This window comes from Brevundimonas sp. EYE_349, assembly GCF_023147505.1.
GTDB lineage: Bacteria > Pseudomonadota > Alphaproteobacteria > Caulobacterales > Caulobacteraceae > Brevundimonas.
In genome coordinates, this window is record NZ_JAHXPB010000004.1 from 1 (window position 1) to 22,031 (window position 22,031).

At 66.3% G+C, this 22,031-nt stretch carries 24 protein-coding genes; 17 read left to right on the top strand and 7 right to left on the bottom strand.

Annotated features, from left to right (window positions below; all coding sequences use genetic code 11):
- Positions 1 to 130: 130 nt before the first annotated feature.
- The 3 genes from KZX42_RS08230 (at position 131) to lpxC (ending at position 4,876) form a co-directional block, all read left to right on the top strand.
- Entirely contained in the window at positions 131 to 1,933 is a 1,803-nt protein-coding gene (locus tag KZX42_RS08230) for a TonB-dependent receptor (protein ID WP_248118729.1), read from the top strand.
- Positions 1,934 to 2,169: 236 nt separating this feature from the next.
- Complete coding sequence (ftsZ, locus tag KZX42_RS08235; protein WP_248118730.1) at positions 2,170 to 3,765, top strand: cell division protein FtsZ; 1,596 nt, start codon at positions 2,170 to 2,172, stop codon at positions 3,763 to 3,765.
- A gap of 211 nt (positions 3,766 to 3,976) precedes the next feature.
- A complete protein-coding gene (gene lpxC / locus KZX42_RS08240; RefSeq protein ID WP_248118731.1) occupies positions 3,977 to 4,876 on the top strand; it encodes a UDP-3-O-acyl-N-acetylglucosamine deacetylase in 900 nt (299 codons plus the stop codon).
- Here lpxC and pgeF read toward each other — a convergent pair.
- Genes pgeF through lgt form a run of 3 tightly spaced genes read right to left on the bottom strand, consistent with a single transcriptional unit; the run spans position 4,873 to position 7,614 of the window.
- A complete protein-coding gene (pgeF, locus tag KZX42_RS08245; RefSeq protein WP_248118732.1) occupies positions 4,873 to 5,643 on the bottom strand; it encodes a peptidoglycan editing factor PgeF in 771 nt (256 codons plus the stop codon). The genes lpxC and pgeF overlap by 4 nt on opposite strands.
- A 13-nt stretch (positions 5,644 to 5,656) precedes the next feature.
- Positions 5,657 to 6,742: an SAM-dependent methyltransferase gene (locus KZX42_RS08250; protein ID WP_248118733.1), complete on the bottom strand. Its 1,086-nt coding sequence runs from the start codon at positions 6,740 to 6,742 to the stop codon at positions 5,657 to 5,659.
- Positions 6,739 to 7,614, bottom strand: coding sequence for a prolipoprotein diacylglyceryl transferase (gene lgt / locus KZX42_RS08255; protein ID WP_248118734.1), 876 nt, complete (start codon positions 7,612 to 7,614; stop codon positions 6,739 to 6,741). The genes KZX42_RS08250 and lgt overlap by 4 nt, the downstream gene beginning before the upstream one ends.
- A gap of 172 nt (positions 7,615 to 7,786) precedes the next feature.
- On the opposite strand from lgt, the gene KZX42_RS08260 reads away from it, so the two are divergent.
- The 3 genes from KZX42_RS08260 to KZX42_RS08270 all read left to right on the top strand — a co-directional run bounded on the left by KZX42_RS08260 (position 7,787) and on the right by KZX42_RS08270 (position 9,451).
- A complete protein-coding gene (locus tag KZX42_RS08260) occupies positions 7,787 to 8,074 on the top strand; it encodes an accessory factor UbiK family protein (protein ID WP_248118735.1) in 288 nt (95 codons plus the stop codon).
- A 76-nt stretch (positions 8,075 to 8,150) separates the two neighbouring features.
- The gene (locus tag KZX42_RS08265) at positions 8,151 to 8,654 is read left to right on the top strand and encodes a YbjN domain-containing protein (protein ID WP_087119719.1); all 504 of its coding nucleotides are present in this window, start codon (positions 8,151 to 8,153) and stop codon (positions 8,652 to 8,654) included.
- A complete protein-coding gene (locus tag KZX42_RS08270) occupies positions 8,654 to 9,451 on the top strand; it encodes a pyrroline-5-carboxylate reductase dimerization domain-containing protein (RefSeq protein ID WP_248118736.1) in 798 nt (265 codons plus the stop codon). Before KZX42_RS08265 ends, KZX42_RS08270 begins: the two co-directional genes overlap by 1 nt.
- Before the next feature lie 9 nt (positions 9,452 to 9,460).
- Here the strand turns inward: KZX42_RS08270 and KZX42_RS08275 are convergent, their stop codons facing one another.
- The 3 genes from KZX42_RS08275 to KZX42_RS08285 all read right to left on the bottom strand — a co-directional run bounded on the left by KZX42_RS08275 (position 9,461) and on the right by KZX42_RS08285 (position 12,144).
- Entirely contained in the window at positions 9,461 to 9,943 is a 483-nt protein-coding gene (locus KZX42_RS08275) for a hypothetical protein (protein WP_248118737.1), read from the bottom strand.
- Positions 9,944 to 10,028: 85 nt separating this feature from the next.
- On the bottom strand, positions 10,029 to 11,396 hold the full coding sequence (locus KZX42_RS08280) for an ATP-binding protein (RefSeq protein WP_248118738.1): 1,368 nt from the start codon (positions 11,394 to 11,396) through the stop codon (positions 10,029 to 10,031).
- A gap of 16 nt (positions 11,397 to 11,412) precedes the next feature.
- The gene (locus tag KZX42_RS08285; RefSeq protein ID WP_248119132.1) at positions 11,413 to 12,144 is read right to left on the bottom strand and encodes a response regulator transcription factor; all 732 of its coding nucleotides are present in this window, start codon (positions 12,142 to 12,144) and stop codon (positions 11,413 to 11,415) included.
- Between the two features lie 88 nt (positions 12,145 to 12,232).
- Here KZX42_RS08285 and KZX42_RS08290 point away from each other — a divergent pair, with 88 nt between their 5' ends.
- The 4 genes from KZX42_RS08290 to KZX42_RS08305 all read left to right on the top strand — a co-directional run bounded on the left by KZX42_RS08290 (position 12,233) and on the right by KZX42_RS08305 (position 15,826).
- Positions 12,233 to 13,111: a branched-chain amino acid aminotransferase gene (locus KZX42_RS08290; RefSeq protein WP_248118739.1), complete on the top strand. Its 879-nt coding sequence runs from the start codon at positions 12,233 to 12,235 to the stop codon at positions 13,109 to 13,111.
- Positions 13,112 to 13,245: 134 nt separating this feature from the next.
- Positions 13,246 to 14,520, top strand: coding sequence for a nucleoside transporter C-terminal domain-containing protein (locus KZX42_RS08295; protein ID WP_248118740.1), 1,275 nt, complete (start codon positions 13,246 to 13,248; stop codon positions 14,518 to 14,520).
- Positions 14,521 to 14,559: 39 nt separating this feature from the next.
- Positions 14,560 to 15,180 carry a glutathione S-transferase gene (locus KZX42_RS08300; RefSeq protein ID WP_248118741.1) on the top strand — a complete coding sequence of 207 codons (621 nt, stop codon included), beginning with the start codon at positions 14,560 to 14,562 and terminating at the stop codon, positions 15,178 to 15,180.
- Positions 15,181 to 15,187: 7 nt separating this feature from the next.
- The gene (locus KZX42_RS08305; protein ID WP_248118742.1) at positions 15,188 to 15,826 is read left to right on the top strand and encodes a YoaK family protein; all 639 of its coding nucleotides are present in this window, start codon (positions 15,188 to 15,190) and stop codon (positions 15,824 to 15,826) included.
- Here KZX42_RS08305 and KZX42_RS08310 read toward each other — a convergent pair.
- Positions 15,810 to 16,244: a PaaI family thioesterase gene (locus KZX42_RS08310; protein WP_087119729.1), complete on the bottom strand. Its 435-nt coding sequence runs from the start codon at positions 16,242 to 16,244 to the stop codon at positions 15,810 to 15,812. The genes KZX42_RS08305 and KZX42_RS08310 overlap by 17 nt on opposite strands.
- Before the next feature lie 47 nt (positions 16,245 to 16,291).
- Between KZX42_RS08310 and KZX42_RS08315 the strand changes: the two genes are divergently transcribed.
- From KZX42_RS08315 to fliN, 7 genes are all read left to right on the top strand, one after another.
- Positions 16,292 to 16,597, top strand: coding sequence for a DUF3253 domain-containing protein (locus KZX42_RS08315; RefSeq protein ID WP_248118743.1), 306 nt, complete (start codon positions 16,292 to 16,294; stop codon positions 16,595 to 16,597).
- Positions 16,587 to 17,213 carry a uracil-DNA glycosylase family protein gene (locus tag KZX42_RS08320; protein WP_248118744.1) on the top strand — a complete coding sequence of 209 codons (627 nt, stop codon included), beginning with the start codon at positions 16,587 to 16,589 and terminating at the stop codon, positions 17,211 to 17,213. The genes KZX42_RS08315 and KZX42_RS08320 overlap by 11 nt, the downstream gene beginning before the upstream one ends.
- Positions 17,210 to 18,268, top strand: a complete 1,059-nt coding sequence (locus KZX42_RS08325; protein WP_248118745.1) for an alpha/beta fold hydrolase — start codon at positions 17,210 to 17,212, stop codon at positions 18,266 to 18,268. The genes KZX42_RS08320 and KZX42_RS08325 overlap by 4 nt, the downstream gene beginning before the upstream one ends.
- A gap of 77 nt (positions 18,269 to 18,345) precedes the next feature.
- On the top strand, positions 18,346 to 19,980 hold the full coding sequence (gene fliF / locus KZX42_RS08330) for a flagellar basal-body MS-ring/collar protein FliF (RefSeq protein ID WP_248119134.1): 1,635 nt from the start codon (positions 18,346 to 18,348) through the stop codon (positions 19,978 to 19,980).
- Positions 19,980 to 21,014, top strand: coding sequence for a flagellar motor switch protein FliG (fliG, locus tag KZX42_RS08335; protein ID WP_248118746.1), 1,035 nt, complete (start codon positions 19,980 to 19,982; stop codon positions 21,012 to 21,014). The genes fliF and fliG overlap by 1 nt, the downstream gene beginning before the upstream one ends.
- A gap of 1 nt (position 21,015) precedes the next feature.
- Entirely contained in the window at positions 21,016 to 21,678 is a 663-nt protein-coding gene (locus KZX42_RS08340; protein ID WP_248118747.1) for a flagellar assembly protein FlbE, read from the top strand.
- Entirely contained in the window at positions 21,678 to 22,010 is a 333-nt protein-coding gene (gene fliN, locus KZX42_RS08345) for a flagellar motor switch protein FliN (protein WP_248118748.1), read from the top strand. The genes KZX42_RS08340 and fliN overlap by 1 nt, the downstream gene beginning before the upstream one ends.
- The last annotated feature ends 21 nt before the right edge of the window (positions 22,011 to 22,031 follow it).

Sequence of the window (22,031 nt, forward strand, 5' to 3'; positions counted from 1 at the left end):
GACTGAGCAGGTCTTAGGTGGTTTTGCGCCAGTTTGAGGCGCTCTTAGCTGGTCTCGCTAAGTGGTCGATTTTCTCAACCCCAGCGCCTATCGTGTTCGGGTGAGCCACTGTTAAGTGGTCCCGATAGATGTGCAGCGCTTGGTGTTCGCTGCGGACTCCGTTATCGACACGCTCGGCCTCGTCAATGGCCGGGCCGGCGAGGTGGTCTGCCGAGTGAAGCTGCTGAATGCGCAGAACCCCGCGCTAACCAATGCGCAGACCGGCGCGGGCGGAATTCGCGATTATTCCAACCGGGCGGGACAAACGGCAGGCACCTATGGCGATGTCCGTGCACGCGCGGAAGGGCGCGCGGCCATCAATGAGTGCGTTCCGCTCAACATCTTCGGCAAGGGCAACCAAAGCGCTGAGGCTCTCAAGTACGTCGACGCGTCTGTGAACGTCCGCCAACGTAACGAACAGCAAGATGCCGTTGGCTCGCTCTCCGGGCAGTTCTGGGACTTCTGGGGCGCCGGCCCAATTGGCGTAGCCATCGGCGCTGAATGGCGTAAAGAATTCACGCAAGGCATCGGGCGCAGCGCTGACACCGGTGATCGCCAACTGTTCTTGAACACCGGCCCCGATTTTGCGCCGGCGTCTTATGAGAGCAAAGAGTTCTTCTCGGAAGTGTCGCTGCCGCTCTTCCGGGACAGCATGCTGGGGGAATACGCTGAGCTTAGCGGATCCTATCGCTATTCCGATTATAGCAATGTCGGAAATGTGGACGTCTATGGTGTGAACCTGGTCTATCGTCCCATTCGGGACATTTCGTTCAAGACCAGTTTCAATACGTCAGTTCGTGTCCCCAATCTTGGTGAACTTTATTCGCCCTATACTCAGACGTTCGCGAACAACTTCACTGATCCTTGCGCAACAACGTCGATCAACAGCGCATCAAACTCGGAATACCGCGCAAATCGCATCGCAAACTGCACGGCTTTGGCCGCGGCCAAAAACCTGACATATGACTTCGCGGGCGCAACCGAATCCCGCGATGACGATTACACGCCGCTCTACACCAGTGGCATTCCGGGTGTGAGCGGCGGCAACCCGTTCCTTCAGCCGGAAGAGTCAGAGTCTTTCACATTCTCGACAGTCTTCCAACCTCGCTTCGCGCCTCGGTTGAGCGTGGTGTTGGACTACTATGAAATCGAAATTTCGAATGTTATCGCATCTGTGACACCCCAAACTGCAGCGAATGTCTGCGTGAACGGGCCTTCGCTGAATGCTGCGGCCTGCTCGACGATCTTCCGTCAGAACACCCCGGTCGCCAATCCGGGCAACAACATTGATCGGTCGGAAGCGTTCAAGGTGGGATCGGGTGGTCAGTTTGGCGGCTTTATCCAGGGTGCCATCAACTATGCTAAGAGAACGGCCCGAGGGGTCGATTTCACGGCGAACTACGCAATCGACACCCGTGAAACGTTTAACTGGAACCTGGGCACCTTCACCAACTCGATCCAAGGGTCGTGGTTGATTGAACAGAAGCAGTTCAACAACATCGCCGACCCAGGTGATTTCACAGAGTATGCAAGCCTTCTGCAGACGGGGGGTTCGTTCCCTCGCGTGCGGTTTGCAAACACGCTCACTTGGATGCCGAACGATGCACTTGCGCTGACCTGGACCACAGACTTCCAAACCTCGCAGGACATCTACCAGTACCGCACTCAGGTATCGAATATCGATGACCGTCCCATCGAATATCTTCGTACAGGAAACTTCGTCCGTAACGACTTCGGCGTGCGCTACAATGTGAACGACACCGTCACAGTGCGGGCCAAGGTCACGAATATCTTTGCGGAAGAGCCGGCTCCGTGGTTGGGCAATACGCTATATTCTAACTTCGATCCCTACGGTCGTCGATTCAACGTGAGCCTGAACTACCGTCCCTGGTAAATCCGGCCTTCAACAATGCGGAAAGGGCGGTCCTTCGGGGCCGCCCTTTTCATTTGTCCAAGGAAAACTGCGGCCAAGCTTTTTGACGAGGGGTGGCGTCGGGGCCGACTCACATTATCGCCGTAACCTTCTCTTAACCTTCGTGGGCGCAATCCTTAACGCGCTCATAACCAAAGCGATTCGGCGGGGCGGTCGGTTGGTTGGAAGGGGCGGGTCAGCAGGTCGGAAACACGAAAATGTCGCTCTCATTGGTCAAGCCGCAACACACTGAACTGAAGCCCCGCATCGTCGTGTTCGGCGTCGGCGGGGCCGGCGGGAACGCCGTGAACAACATGATCGACGCCGGTCTTGAGGGCGTCGAGTTCGTCGTGGCCAACACCGACGCGCAACACCTCAGCTTCGCCAAGACGGACCGCCGCATTCAACTGGGCGAGACCATCACTCAAGGCCTGGGCGCCGGCGCCCACCCCGAAGTCGGCATGAACGCCGCCGAGGAATCCGCCGACGAAATCCATCAGCACCTGGAAGGTGCGCACATGGTCTTCATCACCTGCGGCATGGGCGGCGGCACCGGCACGGGCGCCGCACCTGTCATCGCCAAATGCGCGCGTGATCGCGGCATCCTGACCGTCGGCGTCGTGACCAAGCCCTTCACTTTCGAAGGCCGTCACCGGATGCGCTTGGCCGACGCGGGCGTCGCCGAGCTGCAACGCTATGTCGACACCCTGATCGTCATCCCGAACCAGAACCTGTTCCGGGTCGCCAACGAGCGCACCACCTTCGCCGACGCCTTCGGCATGGCCGACCAGGTGCTGCACTCTGGCGTGCGCTCGATCACCGACCTGATGATCCTGCCCGGTCTGATCAACCTGGACTTCGCCGACGTGCGCGCCGTCATGTCCGAGATGGGCAAGGCGATGATGGGCACCGGCGAGGCGACCGGCGACGACCGCGCCCTGCTGGCCGCCCAGAACGCCATCGCCAACCCTCTGCTGGACGAAACCAGCCTGAAGGGCGCCAAGGCCGTGCTGGTCAACATCACCGGCGGACTGGACATGACCCTGCTGGAGGTTGACGAGGCCGCCAACGCCATTTCGGCCGAGGTGGACGGCGACGCCAACATCATCTTCGGCGCGGCCTTCGATCCGGCGCTGGATGGCAAGATCCGCGTCTCCGTGGTCGCCACCGGCATGGACGAGGGGGAGGTGCGCCGCATCGAGCCTATCGCCCCGCAGACTCCCGCCTCCGCGCCCCTGGCCAGCCATGAAGCGCGTCGTTCGGCCGGCGGCCAGTACGGCGCCCAGATGTCGCGCGCGCCCGAGCCGACGCGCGAAAGCTATCGCGAGCCGGTTCGCGCCGAGGCGCCGCGCGCGCCCGAACCGCGCATCGAACCGGCGCCGGTCGTGCCGACCTTTCAGGCCCAACCCGCCCGGGAGCCGGAACCGCGCCCCGAGCCGGTGATCCGCGTCGCCGAGCCGCAGGCACGCACCCTGGACCCCATCGTTGATCCTTGGGTGGAGGAATACGAAACCCGCGCCCCAGCCGCGACCCGCGCGCCGCAAGGCGACCTGTACGGCGAGCGGGCCGCATCTTATCCGCAGCAGCAGCCGCAAGCCGACGACGGTTATGACGACCGCGACCATCGTCGCAGCGGCTGGAGCCTGTTCGGCCGCGGCAAGCGCACACAGCCTCAGACCGACATGGGCTATGCGCCCCAGCACAATCCTCAGACGCGCGGTTCGGCCCAGGCCGCGCATCAGCCGGAACCGGAGGCGGGACAGGCCGATGACGACCTGGAAATCCCATCCTTTCTCCGCCGGCTGGCGAACTAAGACCCCGCGATCCTGAACCCAGGGTCGGTCAGGGCGCCCCGAGGCCGCAAGCCTCGGGGCGTTCGACGTTTCAGGCCGAGCTGTCGGTGTTTCAGAGCGAAACAATCCGAAACCGGACTTTGGTTTTGTCGTTGCGGCGCGACCGCTAAACGGAAGGCGGGGCGTAGTCCGCACGACGTGCGGGACGCATTGAAAGAAGCGAGTTTTCGGTTTGTCGGTCAGGAACGACCATCACGAACGCACCATTGTCGCGCCGGCCATCATCGCCGGCGTGGGGGTGCATACCGGCCGCCGGGTTCGGCTGGCGGTTCGTCCGGCGCCTTCTGGCACGGGCATCATCTTCGTGCGCACCGACGTGACCGACCGCGACAACCGCATTCCGGTCTCGGGCGAGGCGGTGGTGGATGCGCGCCTGAACACAATGATCGCCAATGGCGAAGACGTGCGCCTGTCGACCATCGAGCATCTGATGGCGGCCTTCTCGGCCCTGGGCGTGTCCAACGCCGTGGTCGAGGTGGATGGGCCGGAGCTGCCTATCCTCGATGGGTCGGCGCTGGAGTTCGTCAAGCTGTTGGACAGGGCGGGCTTCCGTCCGCAACCGCAGCCGCAGCGCTATATCGAAATCCTGGAAACGGTCCATGTGGTCGAGGGCGACAAGCACGCCGCCCTGATGCCGTGCGACCGTTTCGAGATGCGGTTCGAGATCGATTTCCCGTCCAAGGTCATCGGCAATCAGGTCATCGACTTCGTCGTGGACGAGGCGACCTTCCGGCGCGAGATCATGGCCTGCCGCACCTTCGGTTTCGCCCACGAGGTCGAGGCGTTGCGCAAGGCCGGCCTGGCGCGTGGCGGTTCGCTGGAAAACGCTGTGGTCATCGACGGCGACGATATTCTGAACCCCGGCGGCCTGCGTATGGAGCGCGAGTTCGTGCGGCATAAGGCGCTGGACGCCATCGGCGACCTGTATGTGCTGGGCGCGCCGCTGCTGGGCCGTTACGAGGGCTACAAAGCCGGACACGCCCTGAACAACAAACTGGTGCGCGCGCTTCTGGCCGCGCCCCAGGCCTGGCGCGAAGTGACGCGCGTGCCGGAACTGGCGCAGGCCGGCTAGGCGCCGATCACCGAAACCAATCGGCCGAAATCCGGCTCGTTCTGCTGGAAGGCGCGGCGGTTGGAGAAGAACCGTTCGGCGTCCGCACAGGTGTCGTGGCCGGTCCAGACGGCCTGACCGACGCCGGCCTGCTGCAGTCGCCACAGGACGAAGCCGGGCAGGTCGAACTGGCGCTTGTCGTCGGCCTCGCCAGGCTGGAAGAAGCGGTCGCTGCCGGGATCGTGATGGACGAAACGGTCCTCGAAATCGACGCCGACCTCATAGCTGGTTTGGCCGATGCAGGGGCCGACCACAGCCAGGATGCGGCGGGGGTCGGCGCCTAGAGCTTGCATGGCCGAGACGGCGGAATGGACCACCCCGCCCAAGGCACCCTTCCAACCGGCGTGGACGGCGGCGACGACGCGGGTTTCGGGATCGGCCATCAGGATCGGGGCGCAGTCGGCGGTCAGGACGGAACAGAGCAGGCCAGGCTCGGCCGAAACGACAGCGTCGCCCTCGGGTCGATCACCGTTCCAGGGAGCTTCCGCCACGCGCGCGACGGCGGAATGGATCTGATAGCAGCCGTTCAGATGGCCGGACTCGGCGCCGAAATGGGCTGCGACGCGACGGCGGTTTTCCGCGACTGCGGCGGGATCGTCGTGCGAGCCGACGCCGGCGTTCAGCCCTTCGTAGATGCCGGTCGAGACGCCGCCCGCGCGGGTGAAGAAGCCGTGGGCGACGCCGGCGGCGGTCAGCAGCGGATGGGTGATGGGGGCCAGGTCGGTCATGTCCGCCCTTCTATCAGACGTCCCAGCCGGGCACGACCAGGGCGCGGGGCGCGAAGATGGCGGCGGCCTTGAACAGGACGCCCATCTGGTCGTCGGCGGTCAGACGATGAAGCTGGCGGTCGATCACCGACGCGGCGGCGGGACGGGAGGTCTTCAAGGCTTCTGCGCGGGCGTGAATCCCCAGGCGGCGCAGGAACTCGCCCTGAGGCAGGCAGCCGGTGACATCTGCCCCGGTGTGGACGGCGGCCTCCAGCACGGCGGGGAAGTCGGCCCATTGCGTCAGGTCCGCCGCGCCGGGATCGGCCAGGGGATCGACCTTCCGATGACGATAGAGGGCCTGGAGCGTATCGCCCGCCTCGGACCGGGCGCGGCCATAGTCGATCAGCAGGGCGGCGCCCGACGCGGCCTTCATCACCAGGCCCAGGTCGCGGCCGAAGATCGCCTGCTGGCCCGAAATCTCGATCACGCCGCCGGGCGGAACGTCGAAGGCCGGCTTTCTGAAACCACTGGTGATGGCGGTTAGGCCGAAGATCAGGTCGCCCCGGTCGTCCACGCCGATGCGACGCTCGGCCCAACCGTCGTCCGTGCACACGAACTGGCGCGCGGGCAGGCAGTCCAGCACCTCGTTGGCGATCAGGATGACGGGGGCGTCGGTGTCGATCCGCGTCAGATCCTTCACCCAGCGCGGCGACAGGTCGGCGCCGGCCAGGGCCCTGGCCTGCAGATCGCGCAAAGGAGCGCTGGGTTCGATCAGGATCAGGTCGCAGGCTTCCAGAAAGCCGGGGGCCAGACGGGCGGCTCGCAGCGCGTCGCTCATCAGCGTGCCGTCGCCGGGACCGACCTCCACCAGGCGGAACCGCTCGGGCGCACCCAGCCGGTTCCAGGTCTCGACCGCCCACAATCCGATCAGTTCGCCGAACATCTGGCTGACCAGCGGGGCGGTGATGAAGTCGCCGCCTTCGCCAAGGGCCGGGCGCGACGCATAGTAGCCCCCCTTGGGATCGTGCAGGCAGCGGGTGACGTAGTCGGCGACCGTCATCGGACCCGTCAGGGCGATCTCGCGCGCCAGGCGGGTCTTCAGGGTTTCGACCTGGCTCATGCCTCGGCGACGGCCGCAGGACGCTTCCAGGCGCGCCAGATCAGCCAGGCGCCGACCAGGATCATCGGGATCGACAGCATCATCCCCATGGTCAGGCCCAGCGGGAAGTTCGGCATGCCGAAGTCAGGCTCGCGCACATTCTCCAGCGCCGCACGGCAGACGCCGTAGCCGACCAGAAACAGGCCGGTGATGTAGCCGGGCTTCTTCAGCAGATCGAATTTCCAGATGCCGATGGACAGGACGGAGAACAGGACCACGCCCTCCAGCCCCGCCTCGTATAGCTGGCTGGGATGACGTGGCGCGGTTCCGGCGGGGCAGAAGCCGTACATCTGTTCGATGCGGGCGTTGCAGAAGCGGATGGCCCAAGGGACGGTCGTCTCGCGACCCCACAACTCGCCGTTTATGAAGTTGGCCAACCGCCCGAACATCAGGCCGATCGGCACGACGGGCGCGACCAGATCGCCCAGGCGCAGCATGTCGATCTTCTGGCTGCGGGCGTAAAGGACGATGGCCAGGCAGACGCCCAGGAAGCCGCCGTGGAAGCTCATGCCGCCGGTCCACAGCTGGAACAGCTCGAACCGTTCGCCCAGCGTCTGGCCGGTGAACAGCTGGCCGTACATGACTGGCTTGTAGAACAGGGCGTAGCCCAACCGTCCGCCCAGGATAATGCCCAGCACGATCCACAGCACCAGATCGTCCAACTGGTTGGAGGTGATCGGCGCCTTGCCCGGCGCCCACAGACGCGGCGTCTTGGCCAGGCGCGCCGCGTACCACCAGCCCAGCACGATGCCGGCGACATAGGCCAGGGCGTACCAGCGGATCGGCAGCGGCCCGAGGTGGATCAGAACCGGATCGAATTCGGGAAAGGGCAAGGGGCGTTCCTGTGAGGGGCGATCTGAAGGCGGTTTAGCAAGGGTCGCTGGCTGCGTCGCCTGTGAAGACGCATCACGACGCCTTGATGGCGGACCCGAAGCAGCAGAAAGAAAGGTTTCGTTCACCATAGTCGGTGAACCTTCGTTAACGACGTCGAGGTCGGAGGCCGCCATGCAGACCCGCAATCCCATCCTGGACGAGTTCGCCAAGCTGACGACCGGCGCCATGGGCCTGGCCCAGGCGGCGGGCGAAGAGGCCAGGACCGCCTGGCGGGCGCAGGCCGACCGGATCGCCGCCGAGATGGACCTGGTCCGCCGCGACGAGTTCGATGTGCTGAAGGACGAGATCGCCGCCCTGCGCGCCGAGATCGCGGAGCTGAAAGCCGCGAAGACGCCGGCCGCGAAGCCTGTGAAGGGAACGTCCACAGATGGAACTCAACCCGGGGACGCAGCCGGTTGAGCCGAATCTGCGAACAGGCTTACCGTTCTGTTAACGCCCGCGATTCTCGCGGACGCAGCTCGAATCGAGACTTTTGATGGATATCGCCCGGCCAGAGGAAATGGACGTGCCGTTCGACCCGCTTGAGGTCGTCGAGCATGTCCTGACGGCCGAGAACCTGCCGTTCGACCGCACCGACGACGGCGACCTGGCCTTCGCCCTGGCCGGCGACTGGAAGGACTATGAACTGTGGTTCGCCTGGCGGCCCGAGGGCGACTGCCTCCAGCTTTGCTGCGCCCTGGACCTGAAGGTGGCCAAGAGCCGCAAGACGGCGGCCTATGAACTGGTCGGTCTGATCAATCAGCGCACCTGGATGGGCCATTTCGAGGTCTGGGCCGAGGACGGCGAGATCGTCTTCCGACACTCTCTGGCCCTGCCGATGGGCGAACGCCCGACCCTGGCCCAGGCGGCGTCCATGATCGATGCGGCCATTGAGGCGTCGGACCGCTATTATCCCGCGTTCGACTTCATGGTGCGCGGGAACAAGAAACCGCAGGAGGCCATCGACGCCTGCCTGTTCGAGACCGTCGGCACCGCCTGATGACCGTTCCGGGACCTGTCGTTCTGGTCGGCTGCGGCCGGTTGGGATCGGCCATTTTGGAAGGCTGGCTGCTGACCGACACGGTCGCGGCTCAGGACCTGATCATTCTCAGCCCGTCGGAGAAGCCAGCCGCCGAGGCCGCGCGGGCCAATGGAGCGCGGGTCAATCCGCCGCTGGAGGCGCTGACGGAAGCCGCGGTGATCGTTGTGGCCGTCAAGCCGGCGATCTGGCGCGCGGTGATGGCCCCGTTGGCCCCCTTCCTGAGCGATGAGGCGGTGATCCTGTCGGTGATGGCGGGCGTCACGGCGCCTGGTTTGGCTGAAGGGATCGGCGGCCGGCCCATCGTGCGGGTCATGCCGACGACGGGCGTATCGCGCGGGCGCGGCGTGGCCTCTGTATGGTCTGCCGACCCGAAGGCGGAAACGCTCGGGCGCGATCTGTTCTCGGCGATGGCCGAGACGGTCGTCTTGGCCGACGAGGCCCTGATGGACGCGGCGACGGCGGTGGCTGGATCGGGCGCAGCCTATTTCTACGCCTTCACCGAGGCTCTTGCGAGGGCGGGAGAGGCGGCGGGGCTGGACGCGATGACCGCCGATGTCCTGGCGCGCGCCACCCTACGTTCGGCCGCAGATTCAATGGCCGACGACGCGCTGGACGCGCTGATCGGCCGTATCGCCTCGCCGGGCGGTTCGACCCGTGCGGGCCTGGACGCCCTGGATCGGGACGGTCGGCTGCAGACCATGCTGGACGACACGGTTGCGGCGGCGGTCCGCCGCAACCGCGAGATGGGCGGTTAGATCAGGGCTCTAGAAGCGGCCGCGCTCGATCTGGTCGCCGAACCGCTCGAAGGCGCGGTCGGCGTCGCGCCAGACGCTGTAGCCCCAGACATCGCGAAGATCGGGCGTGAAATAGGAATAGTCGACCGGCCGGGTCTGACCGTCCGCCAGGACGATCTCGCCCTTGATGGCGGCCCCGCCGATGGAGACGCTGCGGATGGGATCCAGGCCCGGGGTGCGGCGAACCTGTTCGATGGTCGGGCGGTTGGGCTTCAGATCCACCAGCACCAGATTGGCCGTCGCACCCGGATAGCGCTGGGCCAGGGCCTTGCCGACCTCGGATTGCAGACCGGCGATCTGCTGGCTGACGTCGCGGTCGCCCAGCTTTTCGACCTCGCGCCGAAGTTCGGGGCCGATCGTGACGTTGACGGTAGGGGCGGGGGCTTGCGCCTGGGCGATGGCGGCGGCGGCGAGGGTGGCCGCCAGCGGCGCGAAGAAGGCGAGTTTACGCATCACTATGATCTCCTGGCCCTGTCCCGCCTAAGATGATCCCGAACCGCTTGTTTCGCTAGGGGCGGCGCTCAGGAATCGGCGCGACCTATAGGTTTCCGACAATGGACACCGCGCCGGGGACCCGTACGGTCGCCTTCAAGCCGCCCAGGTCGCTGCGGTCCAGCGTGACGTCGCCGCCGTGGGCGCGCGCCACGTCGCGGGCGATGGCCAGGCCCAGGCCGACGCCCTTGCGGTTCTGATTGCGCGACTCGTCCAGTCGCGAGAAGGGGCGGAACGCCTCGTCGTACATGGCTTCGGGGATGCCGGGGCCGTCGTCCTCGACCACCACCTCCAGGCCGCCTGAAGCCAGGGGGCGCGCCGACAGCCGCACGTGTTCGCCATGCGAGGCGGCGTTGCCGGCCAGGTTGACCACCGCCCGCTTGAAGGCCAGGGGGCGCAGCGAGGCGGTCATGCCTTCCGGCACGGACACATCGACAACGGCCCCGGCGCGTCGCGCATCGTCGGCCGCCGCCTTCAGCAGGTCGGAGATGGAGACGGGTTTGGGCGGCTCGCCCGCCTCGCCGCGCGCGAAATCGAGGTATTCGTCGATCATATGCTCCATCTCGTCCAGGTCGCCGCGCATGGCGGCCTGACGCTTGAACGGCGGAGCCAGCGCCAGTTCGAGGCGCAGACGGGTCAAGGGCGTCCTCAGGTCGTGGCTGACTGAGGCGAGCAGAGCGGTGCGCTGGTCGATGTGGCGCTGGATGCGGTCGCGCATGGCCATGAAGGCGACGGCGGCGGCGCGGACCTCGCGCGCGCCGTGCGGCTTGAACCGCGGCACCGTCTCGCCGCGCCCGAAGGCCTCGGCCGCGTCGGCCAGCCGCTCGATGGCCCGAACCTGATTGCGGATGAACAGGATGGCCACGCCCATCAGCAAGACTGTCGCGATGGTCAGCCACAGCACGAAGATATGGGCCTGGGTCGCCACCGCCCGCTCGCGCGGGGCGATGATGCGCAGCACGCCCTGCGGCTCCTGCACCTGAATGTCGACATAGGCGGGATAGCGGGTGGTGTCGAACCAGTAGGGCCGGTCCAGCCGCGCATCCAGCGCCCGGTCCAGCACCCGGTCCACCACGCCGATGGCGCCGCGCCGCGTCTCGGTCGGCAAGGTGCGGCCTTCCTGCAGCACGATGGACAGGGACATGGAACGTTCGGCCCGGTCGGCCAGCTTGTCCAGATTGGCCTGGGTGGGGTCGTCCTCATAGCTTTGGACCGCCCAGGCGATGTCGCCGGCCAGCCCTTCGGACAGGCGCGCGGTCACGGTCTGCCAATGGGCGTCGAAGAAGACCCACGTCACCGCCATCTGCATGACCAGCACCGGCAGGACGATGATCAGCAGCGACCGACCCCAAAGCGAGGTCGGCAGGCGCCGCTTCAAAAATCGCGGCCACAGATAGGCAGGCAGAAGCCGCATGGCGTCGCGTCGCGCCTCAGTCGGGGGCCAGCATATAGCCGACGCCGCGCACGGTCTGCAGATAGCGTGGGTTCTTGGGGTCGACCTCCAGCTTGCGACGCAGGCGTGTCACCTGCACGTCCACCGCCCGGCCGGTGATGTCGGCGGTGTCGGGCGACAGGCTCATCCGCTCGACCGGGGCGTGGGCGTGAAGGGCCAGAGTTTTCAGCAGTTGCGCCTCGGCCTCGGTCAGGCGCTGGGGGGCGCCGTCGCGCGTCAGCTCCAGCCGCTCCATGTCGAAGACGGCGGCGCCCAGCTTGATCTCCTTGGGGCCGATGGGCTTGCCACCCGTGCGGCGCAGGATGGCGTCGATGCGGAGCACCAATTCGCGTGGCTCGAACGGCTTGGACATATAGTCGTCGGCGCCGCGCGACAGACCCTCGATGCGGTCTTCCGCGTCGCCCCTGGCGGTCAACAAAAGGACCGGCGTCTTGGACAGTTCGGCCTTGTTGCGGACCCAGGACGTCAGGTCCAGTCCGCTCTCGCCCGGCATCATGACATCCAGCACGACCAGGTCGAACTCGATCAACTCCATCATCCGCTTGGCGGCGGCGGCGTGGGCGGCGCCGGTGACGCGATAGCCCTCGCGCGCCAGGAATTCCTTCAGCAGTTCGCGGATGCGATCGTCGTCATCGACGATCAGCAGATGTCGGCCCACGCCGGGGCCGGCGATGGGGCCGGATCGGCCATGGGGGCGCGATTCCGTCATGCTCATGCGACGTTTCCCCCGCCCTGGGCGTTGACCTGAACGATTCGTGAGGCTCTAAGACCGTCAGTTTCGCGGGAGACGTATTTCAATGGCCTTCGTTCCTTTCGACGATCGTGACGGCTGGATCTGGGTGAATGGCGATTTCGTTCCCTGGAGGGAAGCGAAAACGCACGTTCTGACCCACGCTCTGCACTATGGCTCGTCGGTATTCGAGGGTGAGCGTATGTATGGCGGCGAAATCTTCAAGCTCACCCAGCATTCGGAGCGCCTGAAGCGGTCCGCCAACCTGCTCGATTTCGAGATACCCTACAGCGTCGCCGAAATCGACGCCCTGTGTAACGAAACCTGCGCCAAGAACGGTCTGACCGATTGCTATGTGCGTCCGGTGGCCTATCTGGGGCCGGAGCAGACCAGCGTCTCGGCCCTGAACAACAAGGTCCACCTAGCCATCGCCGTGTGGGATTGGCCCAGCTATTTCGACCCCGAGGTCAAGGCGCGCGGCCTGAAGCTGGAATGGTCCAAATGGCGCCGCCCCGATCCGGCGACGGCCCCGACGACGGCCAAGGCGGCGGGCCTGTACATGATCTGCACCATGTCCAAGAACGCCGCCGAGCGTCGTGGATTCGCCGACGCCCTGATGCTGGACTGGCGCGGCTATGTCGCCGAGGCGACCGGCGCCAACGTCTTCTTCGTCAAGGACGGCGTCATCCACACGCCCAAGGTTGATCATATCCTGGACGGCATCACCCGCCAGACCGTCATCGAGATCGCCCACGCCAAGGGCATCGAGGTGGCGGTGCGCGACATCCTGCCGGAAGAACTGTCCGAGTTTTCGGAATGCTTCCTGACCGGCACGGCCGTCGAGGTGACGCCGGTCGCCGAGGTGGGCGACTATCGCTTCACCCCCGGCGCCCTGTCGCTGGACCTGATGGATCACTACGGCAAGCTGGTGCGCGGCCAACTGTAAGTCGACGCGCGACGGCATGATGAGGGCGGTCCCTTAAGGGATCGCCCTTTTTCGTTTCGCTTGCCAGCCGCGTCACTTTGTCCTTGAAGCGAAGGAAGACCGGCCAGGCGCGCCGGGTACGGGGATCGTCTTTCATGTTCAGCCTTCTGAACCTCCAGAGCCTGCTGGGCCTGGTCGTCATTGTCGCGGTCTGCTGGGCGATCTCGGAAAACCGGCGCGCCTTTCCTTGGCGGCTGACGCTCGGGGCCATCGCGGTGCAGGCCGGGCTGGTGCTGGCGCTGTTCGCAATCCCAGGTTCGCAAGGGGTCCTGGCGGCGGTGACGGGGGCGGTGGACGGCCTGGCGGTCGCGACCACCGAAGGGACGAAGTTCGTGTTCGGCTATTTGGCCGGCGGGGACCAGCCCTATGCGGTGCAGAATCAGGGCGCCCTGTTCACCTTCGCCTTCCAGGTGCTGCCGCTGATCCTGGTGATCTCGGCCCTGTCGGCCCTGCTGTGGCACTGGAAGATTCTGAAGTGGATCACTCTGGGCTTCGGCTTCCTGTTTCAGAAGACGATGGGATTGGGCGGCGCCTCGGCCCTGGCCGTCGCGGCCAACATCTTCCTGGGCATGATCGAAAGCCCGATCGTCATCCGCGCCTATCTGGACAAGCTGACCCGGTCGGAAATCTTCCTGATGATGGTCGTGGGCCTGGCCACCGTCGCCGGTTCGACCATGGTGGCCTATGCGACCATCCTGTCGCCGGTTCTGCCCAATGCGGCGGGCCACGTTCTGGTCGCCTCCATCGTCTCGGCGCCGGCCGGGGTGCTGCTGGCGCGGATCATCATTCCCGAGAAGGAAGGCATGGGCGGCGCGGTCGCCGACTACGATTCCGCGTTGAAGTACGACAGCGCCATCGACGCCATCGTGAAGGGTACGTCGGACGGCCTGATGGTGGTGCTGAACATCTCGGCGGTGCTGATCGTGTTCGTGGCCCTGGTCGCCCTGGTCAACGTCATGCTGGGCGGCTTCGTGGTGTTCGATGCGCCGCTGACTGTCGAGCGGATGCTGGGCTGGATCTTCGCCCCCGTCGCCTGGCTGATCGGGGTGGAGTGGAAGGACGCCGACGTCGCCGGCTGGCTGTTGGGCGTCAAACTGACCCTGACGGAGTTTGTCGCCTTCATCGACCTGGGCAAGGTGCCGGCCGGCGAGATGACGGAGCGGACGCGGATGCTGATGACGTACGCTCTGTGCGGCTTCGCCAATATCGGCTCGGTCGGCATCACGGTGACGGGCCTGTCGGTTCTGATGCCCGAGCGACGCGAAGAGGTCCTGGGCATGATCTGGAAGGGGCTGTTCGCTGGCTTCCTGGCCACCCTGATGACCGCCGCAATCGTGGGCGCCTTGCCCGCCGCGGTGTTCGGAAGCTAGCCTCTCGGTCCCATCGTCTTCGACCGCGAGGGTCGCGCAATGAAACTGTACACCTCCAATCGCGCGCCCAACCCGCGCCGGGTCCGTTGGGTGATGGCCGAGAAGGGCGTCGCCGACGTCGAGATGGTCGAGATCGACATCATGGCGGGCGAGCACAAGAAGCCAGCCTTCCGCGACCGCGTCGGCGTGCCTCATCTGCCGGCGCTGGAGTTGGACGACGGGACGATCCTGTCGGAATCCATCGCCATCTGCCGCTATCTGGAGGCGCTGCACCCTGAGCCGAATCTGTTCGGGCGCGATCCGCTGGAACAGGCCGAGGTCGAGATGTGGACGCGGCGGTGCGAATTCTATCTGGCCACGCCGATCATGCTGAACGTGCGCCACACCCATCCGGCTCTGGCGGCCCTCGAGGCGACGCAGACCCCCCAGATCGCAGAATACAACCGCCTGTCCGCCGAGCGATTCATGAAGACGCTGGACGACCATCTGGCGACGCGCACCTTCCTGGCGCTGGACCGTTTCACCATCGCCGACATCGTGGGCGTGGTGGGTCTGGATTTCGCGCGACTGGTCAAATACAGCCCGCCGGCTGAGTTCGCGCATCTGGCGCGCTGGCTGGAGACCTGCCGGGCGCGCCCGGCGGCCAAGGCTGGCGTCTGAGCCGATCATGCGCGCCTTGGCCCCGTCGCATCAGGCGCTGGCCCTGTCGCTGGCGGTGCTGGCCGGATACGTCGACAGCCTGGGCTTTCTGCAGTTGGGTGGGGTGTTCGTCTCCTTCATGAGCGGCAACTCCACGCGCCTGGCGGCCAGCCTGGCTGAGGGGCGATGGGCGGCGGCGGGCGGTCTGGCCGGCATTCTGATCCTGTTCGTCATGGGGTCGTTCTGCGGCGCCCTGATCGCGCGGGGACAGGAGAAGCGATCGCGCAGCCGCGTTCTGGCGTTCGAGGGCGTGCTGCTGACGCTGGCGGCTCTGGCGGCTGGAATGGGGTACAAGCCTGTCGCCATTGGCCTGATGGTCATGGCGATGGCGGCCGAGAACTCGGTCTTCCTGCGAAACGGCGAGGCGGCCGTCAGCCTGACCTATATGACCGGAACCCTGGTCAAGCTGGGCCAGAGTCTGGCCGCCGCCATGACGGGCGGCGAGCGCTGGGCCTTCGCACCCTATCTGGGCCTGTGGGGCGGGCTGACGGGCGGGGCGGTCGTGGGCGCCCTGACGTTCGGGCGGTTGGGGCTGGCCGCGCTGTGGCCGGCGGCGGCCTTCGCCTTCGCCCTGGCCGTCGCGGCCCGGTTCAGCCGCGCGGCGTGAATTTTCGGATCACGCCCGAGAAAGTCATCAGCAGCCGCTCGCCCGTGTTGATCTGGCCCCGCACGAAGATCAGGCTCTTGCCCGCCTTGGTCACCTGGCCCGTCGCCTCGATCAGTTCGCCGACATAGCCGCCGTCAATGAAGGTCGAGTCCAGTTGCACCGTGACGCCGGAGGCGCCCTCCATCTCCTGATAGGCGATCTGGAACATGGCGATGTCGGCGAAGGTCATCAGGCAACCGCCGTGCATCCGCCCGCCCGCGTTCATGTGCTTCTGCTCGGCGCGGAAGGCGCAGCGCATGTGTCCGTCGGGGTCCGGCCGGCCATAGAAGGGGCCGACCACGGTGTCGAAGGTGTCGTGCAGATCATAGGTCTGCCACCCGGCGAACTCGCCCTCGGTGATTGTGATTTTCTTCGGCATGCAGACTCGGCCTTACTTCTGGGCGTGCGGTGCAGCATATAGGCGCAATGAGCGATCCGATCGAAACCGCAATCCTGAATAAAATCGCCTCCCTTGAGCCGGGCAAGAGCATCGAGCCCGCCGAAGTGGCCAAGACGCTACAGCCCGAACAGTGGCAGCGGATGCTGCCCAAGGTGCGGGCCGCCGCTCTTGGCCTGATGCGTCAGGGCAAGCTGACCATCACCAAGAAGGGCAAGGCCGTCGATCCCGACGATTTCAAGGGAGTCACGCGCCTGCGTCAGGCCACGCCAGAAGAGGCCGCCCTGGCGCTGAGCCGCCGTCCGCCCGTCGTCGATCAGGACGATGACGACTGATCTCGAAGAGATCCTTACCGACATTCGCGCCTGTCGCGCCTGCGCCGGCGTGCTGCCGCACACGCCGCGCCCGGTGGTGCGGGTGTTTCCCGAGACGCGGTTGCTGATCTGCGGCCAGGCGCCGGGACGGCGGGTGCATGAAAGCGGCCTGCCGTTCACCGATCCGTCCGGCGACCGGCTGCGCGACTGGATGGGCGTGGATTACGAGACCTTCTACGCCGACCGCCGGATCGGCGTGGCGGCGCAGGCCTTCTGCTATCCCGGAACGGCGCCGAAGGGCGGCGACTATCCCCCGCCGACGCGGTGCGCCGACCTGTGGCGGCCGCAACTGATTGACGCCTTGCCGCGCATGGAGCTGACCCTGCTGGTCGGGGGCTATGCGCAGGCCTGGGCGTTGGGCCAGCGGGCCGGGCGCAACATGACCGAGACGGTGCGCGCTTGGCGCGACTATGCGCCGGACCTTCTGGTCCTGCCGCATCCGTCGTGGCGTAATACGGCCTGGCTGAGGAAGAACCCGTGGTTCGAGGCCGAGGTCGTTCCCTATCTGCGGGAACGAGTGCGGGGAATTCTGGCTTTCGCTGGTCGCGTCGACAGCGCGCAACAGGGTGTTCGATGAAACAGGGCCTGAAACGAACGGCGGCGAAGGCGTGCACGCTGATCCCGCTGGCCGCCGTCCTGGCGCTGTCGGCCTGCGCCACGCCTCATATCCAGCCGCCCTTGACCCCGCCACCCGGGTTTGTCGGGCCGCATGTCGAGGACAAGGCCCTGGTCATGTCGGACGGCGCCAGCCTTCCGCTTCTGCAATGGGGGCCTAAGGATAGGAAGCCCTGGGCGGTGATCGTCGCCCTGCACGGCATGAACGATCATGGGGCCAGCTTCCGCCTGGCCGGGCCGTGGTGGGCCGAGCAGGGGATCGAGACCTGGGCCTTCGACCAGCGCGGCTTCGGCGGCGCGCCGGGACGCGGCGTCTGGGCCGGTCAGCAGCGCATGACCGATGACGTGCGCGAGGCGGTGGCCATGGCGCGCGCCCGCTATCCCAACGCCGTCATCGCCGTGGTGGGCGAGAGCATGGGCGGCTCGGTCGCGGCGGCCGCCTTCGCCTCCGACAATCCGCCGGATGCGGACCGGGTCGTGCTGCTGTCGCCCGGCGTCTGGGGCTGGTCGTCGCAGGGGCCGTTCAACAGCGCGGCGATCATCCTGGCGGCGCGGGCGCTGGGCGACGTGGCGCTGGAGCCGCCGTCCTTCATCACGCGCGGCATACACGCCTCGTCCAACACGCTGGAGCTGGTGCGAAACGGCCGCGATCCCCGCAGCATACTGGCGACGCGGTTCGACACCATCTACGGCCTGGTCGATCTGATGGAGACCTCGGCGCAGAACCTGGGCCGCATTCGCGGCGACGCCCTCCTGATGTACGGCGCCAACGACGAGGTGGTGAAACGCAACCAAATGCGCGCGGCCCTGCGGCGCGCCCAGTCGGAAGGCGGGACGTTGCAGACCGCCTGGTATCCCCACAGCTGGCATCTGCTGGATCGCGATCTGGATGCGGAGATCGTCTATCGGGACGTGGTCGCCTGGCTGCGCGATCCCAAGGGGCCGCTTCCGTCCGGCGCGCCTGCGGTTCTGCCCCAGTTGGAGGCGCAGTCCAGCCGGCCCGGCCGCCACTCTTAACGCGACGTTTACCATCCAGGCGGCATTTTCTGCCTAGCGGGGCGTAGGCATCTCCCGTGAGTTTGGGGCGGGATCGCGTGGGCGGCTTTACGGCGGCGTTGCAGAAGTTCGGGATCGGCCGTCTGGCGGCGGTCCTCGGCGTCGCCGCCGGCGTGACCGCCGTGCTGGTCGCCGTCATGCTGCGCATGGGCCAGGCGCCCGACGCTCTGCTCTATTCCAACCTGGATTTGCGCGAGGCCGGCGAAATCACGGCCGCCCTGGACCAGGCCAACATCAAATATTCGTCCAAGGGCGACGGCTCGACCATCATGGTCAACCGCGACGAGGTGGGCACGGCGCGGATGCTGGTCGCCGGCAAGGGATTGGTGACGTCGGGCTCGGTCGGTTACGAGCTGTTCGACAACCAGTCGGTCCTGGGCCAGACCGAGTTCCAGCAGCAGCTGAACGAACAGCGCGCCCTGCAGGGTGAACTGTCGCGCACCATCATGTCGATGCGCGGCATCACCGCCGCCCGCGTCCACATCACCCTGCCGCGCCGCGAAATGTTCACCTCCGCCGCCGGAGAGCCGACCGCCGCCGTTCTGGTGGGCGTGGGCGGGCGTGATCTGAGCGGCGATCAGGTGCGGGCGATCCGCAACCTGGTGGCCTCTTCGGTGCCGAACCTGAAGCCCGACCGCGTAACCGTCGCCGATCAGAACAACCGCACTCTGGCGGCGGGCGGCGAAGACGGCTTCACCTCCGCCTCGGCCGAAGAGGCTAAGGGCAATACGGAGGCCCAGCTTCAGTCCCGCATCAAGGACATCGTGGAAGGCGTCGTCGGCGTCGGCGCCGCCCGCGTCCAGGTGACAGCCGACATCGACCACAGCCGCTCGACCACCCAGGAGCAGAAATTCGATCCCGACGGTCAGGTGGTGCGTTCGACCACCACCAACGGCTCCCAGTCCAGCGACACGACGGGCCAGCCGGACGGCGGGGTGACGGCGACCAACAACATCCCTGGCGGCGCCGCGCCCGCCACGACCCCGGCCGGTTCGACCAACGCCCAGAACGCCGAGACTACAAACTACGAAATCTCCAACACCACCACGACCACGACCAAGGAGCCGGGCGAGGTCAGGAAGCTGGCTGTCGCCGTCGCCGTGGACGGCAAGTGGACGCCCGCCAAGGACGGCAAGGGCGAGGCGACCTACGCCCCGCGCTCGGCCGAGGAGATCAACCAGATCAAGTCCCTGGTCGCCGCCGCCGCCGGCATCGACGAAAGCCGGGGCGATAAGATCGAGGTGATCAACGTCCGCTTCAACCACGACACCGGCATCGCCGGCGGTCTGGAGGGCGCCTCCTCGATGTTCGACTTCTCCAAGGACGACATCATGCGGGGCGTCGAACTGCTGGTCCTGCTGATCACCGGCGTCCTGCTGATCTTCTTCGTCCTGCGGCCGCTGCTGAAGACGGCGGCGGGCGGAACGAACCTGCCGGCGGTGGCGTCCCCGGCTGGCGTGCCGGTGACGGCGGTGACGACGACGGTGATCGGCCCGGACGGTCAGCCGCAACTGGTCCAGCTGCCGTCGCCCAGCGAGATGGAGCAGAAGATCGACATCGCCCGCATCGAAGGCCAGGTGAAGGCCTCCTCGGTCAAGAAGGTCGCCGACTTCGTCCAGTCGCATCCTGACGACGCGGCCGGCATCCTGCGGTCCTGGGTGGCGGAAGGCTGATGGCGAAGCTGGTCAACAAGAAGGCCTCGATCGAAGACGCCAACAAGCTGTCGGGCCCCGAAAAGGCGGCTGTCATCCTGCTGGCCCTTGGCGAGGAGCACACCGCCCTTTGGGAGCGGCTGGACGACGACGAGGTCAAGGAAATCTCCCAGGCCATGGCGACCCTGGGCAATGTCACGGCCGAAGCGGTCGAGGCGCTGTTGATCGAGTTCGTGTCGGGTCTGTCCGGCTCCGGTTCTGTGATGGGCAGCTATGAGCAGACGCAGCGACTGCTCAGCGCCTTCCTGCCAAAGGAGCGCGTCGATGGGCTGATGGAGGAAATCCGGGGTCCGGCCGGTCGCACCATGTGGGACAAGCTGGGCAATGTGAACGAGGCGGTGCTCGCCAACTATCTGAAGAACGAATACCCGCAGACCGTGGCGGTGATTCTGTCAAAGGTTCGCACCGATCACGCCGCCCGCGTCCTGACCAGCCTGCCCGAGGACTTCGCCCTGGAATGCGTGCAGCGGATGCTGCGCATGGAGCCGGTGCAGCGGGAAATCCTGGACAAGATCGAGGCCACCCTGCGCACCGAGTTCATGTCCAACCTGGCGCGCACATCCAAGCGCGACAGCCATGAGATGATGGCCGACATCTTCAACAGCTTCGACCGTCAGACCGAGGCGCGCTTCATCGGCGCGCTCGAGGAACGAAACCGCGAATCCGCCGAACGCATCCGCGCCCTGATGTTCGTGTTCGAGGACCTGTCCAAGCTGGATCCCGGCGGGGTGCAGACCCTGTTGCGCAGTGTGGACAAGGATTCGCTGGGTCTAGCGCTGAAAGGGGCGTCCGAAGGGCTGCGCGAGATGTTCTTCTCCAACATGTCCGAGCGCGCCTCCAAGATCATGCGCGAGGATATGGAGTCCATGGGCCCCGTGCGTTTGAAGGACGTGGACACCGCACAGATGGCCATGGTCCAGGTCGCCAAGGACCTGGCCGCCAAGGGCGACATCATGCTGGCCGGTCAGGGCGCCGACGACGAGTTGATCTACTGACATGAACGCCTCCGCCCAAGATCGGCGCCCCTTCGTCTTCGACACCGAGTTCGACGCAGACGGCGCCGTCGTGCGCCCCAGCGCCTGGACGCCGACCAAGCGCGCCTATCTGCCCGCCGAGGTGGACGCCCTGGTGGCGCAGGCGCGGCTGGAGGCCCGCCAGCAGGCGTTGAACGAGATCGAGAACATCCGCGCCATGGCCCTGACCAACATCGCCCAGGCGGCCGCGTCGGCCGTGCCGACCCTGCGGGCTGCGGCCCAGGCGCATCGCGAACAGTCGGCCGACCTGGCCCTGGCCGCCGCCCGCGCCATCGCCGGCGCGGCGCTGGATCGCTTTCCCCAGGCGCCGTTGAAGGCCGCGCTGGAAATGCTGGCGCAGGAGATCGACGCCTCGCCCCGTCTGGTGGTCCGCGCCTCGGGGCTGGACGAGACGTCGCGTGGCCTGATCGAACAGGCCTGCGCCGACAGCGGCTTCACCGGGGCTGTCGCCTTCCGTGAAGAGCCGGGCTTGCACGCCGCCGCCTTCCAGCTGGAATGGGCGGACGGTCGCGCCGACCATGATCCGCAAATGTCCGCCCAGCGCGTCGCCGAGGCCCTGACCGCCGCTCTGGCGGCCGAGGCCGGACACGCCGAAACCCTTTCCGTCGACCGGAGTATGTTCTGATGGCGTCCGACGACCTGGCCCTTGAGGAATTCTCCGCCCTGTCCGATCTGCCGCCGGTGGAAGATGCGGGCGAAAAGACGGCCGCCGATCTGGCCACCGTCTTCGACGTGCCAGTCAACATCTCGGCGGTGCTGGGCAAGTCGCACATGTCGGTGGCCCAGTTGCTGAAGCTGAACAAGGGGTCGGTGCTGGAGCTGGACCGCAAGGTCGGCGAGGCCATCGACATCTTCGTCAACAATCGCCTGATCGCGCGCGGCGAGGTCGTCGTTGTCGATGACCGGCTGGGCGTGACCATGACGGAAATCATCAAGAGCGAGGACAGCGGCGCCTGATCGGCGACGCGCTCGAAACAG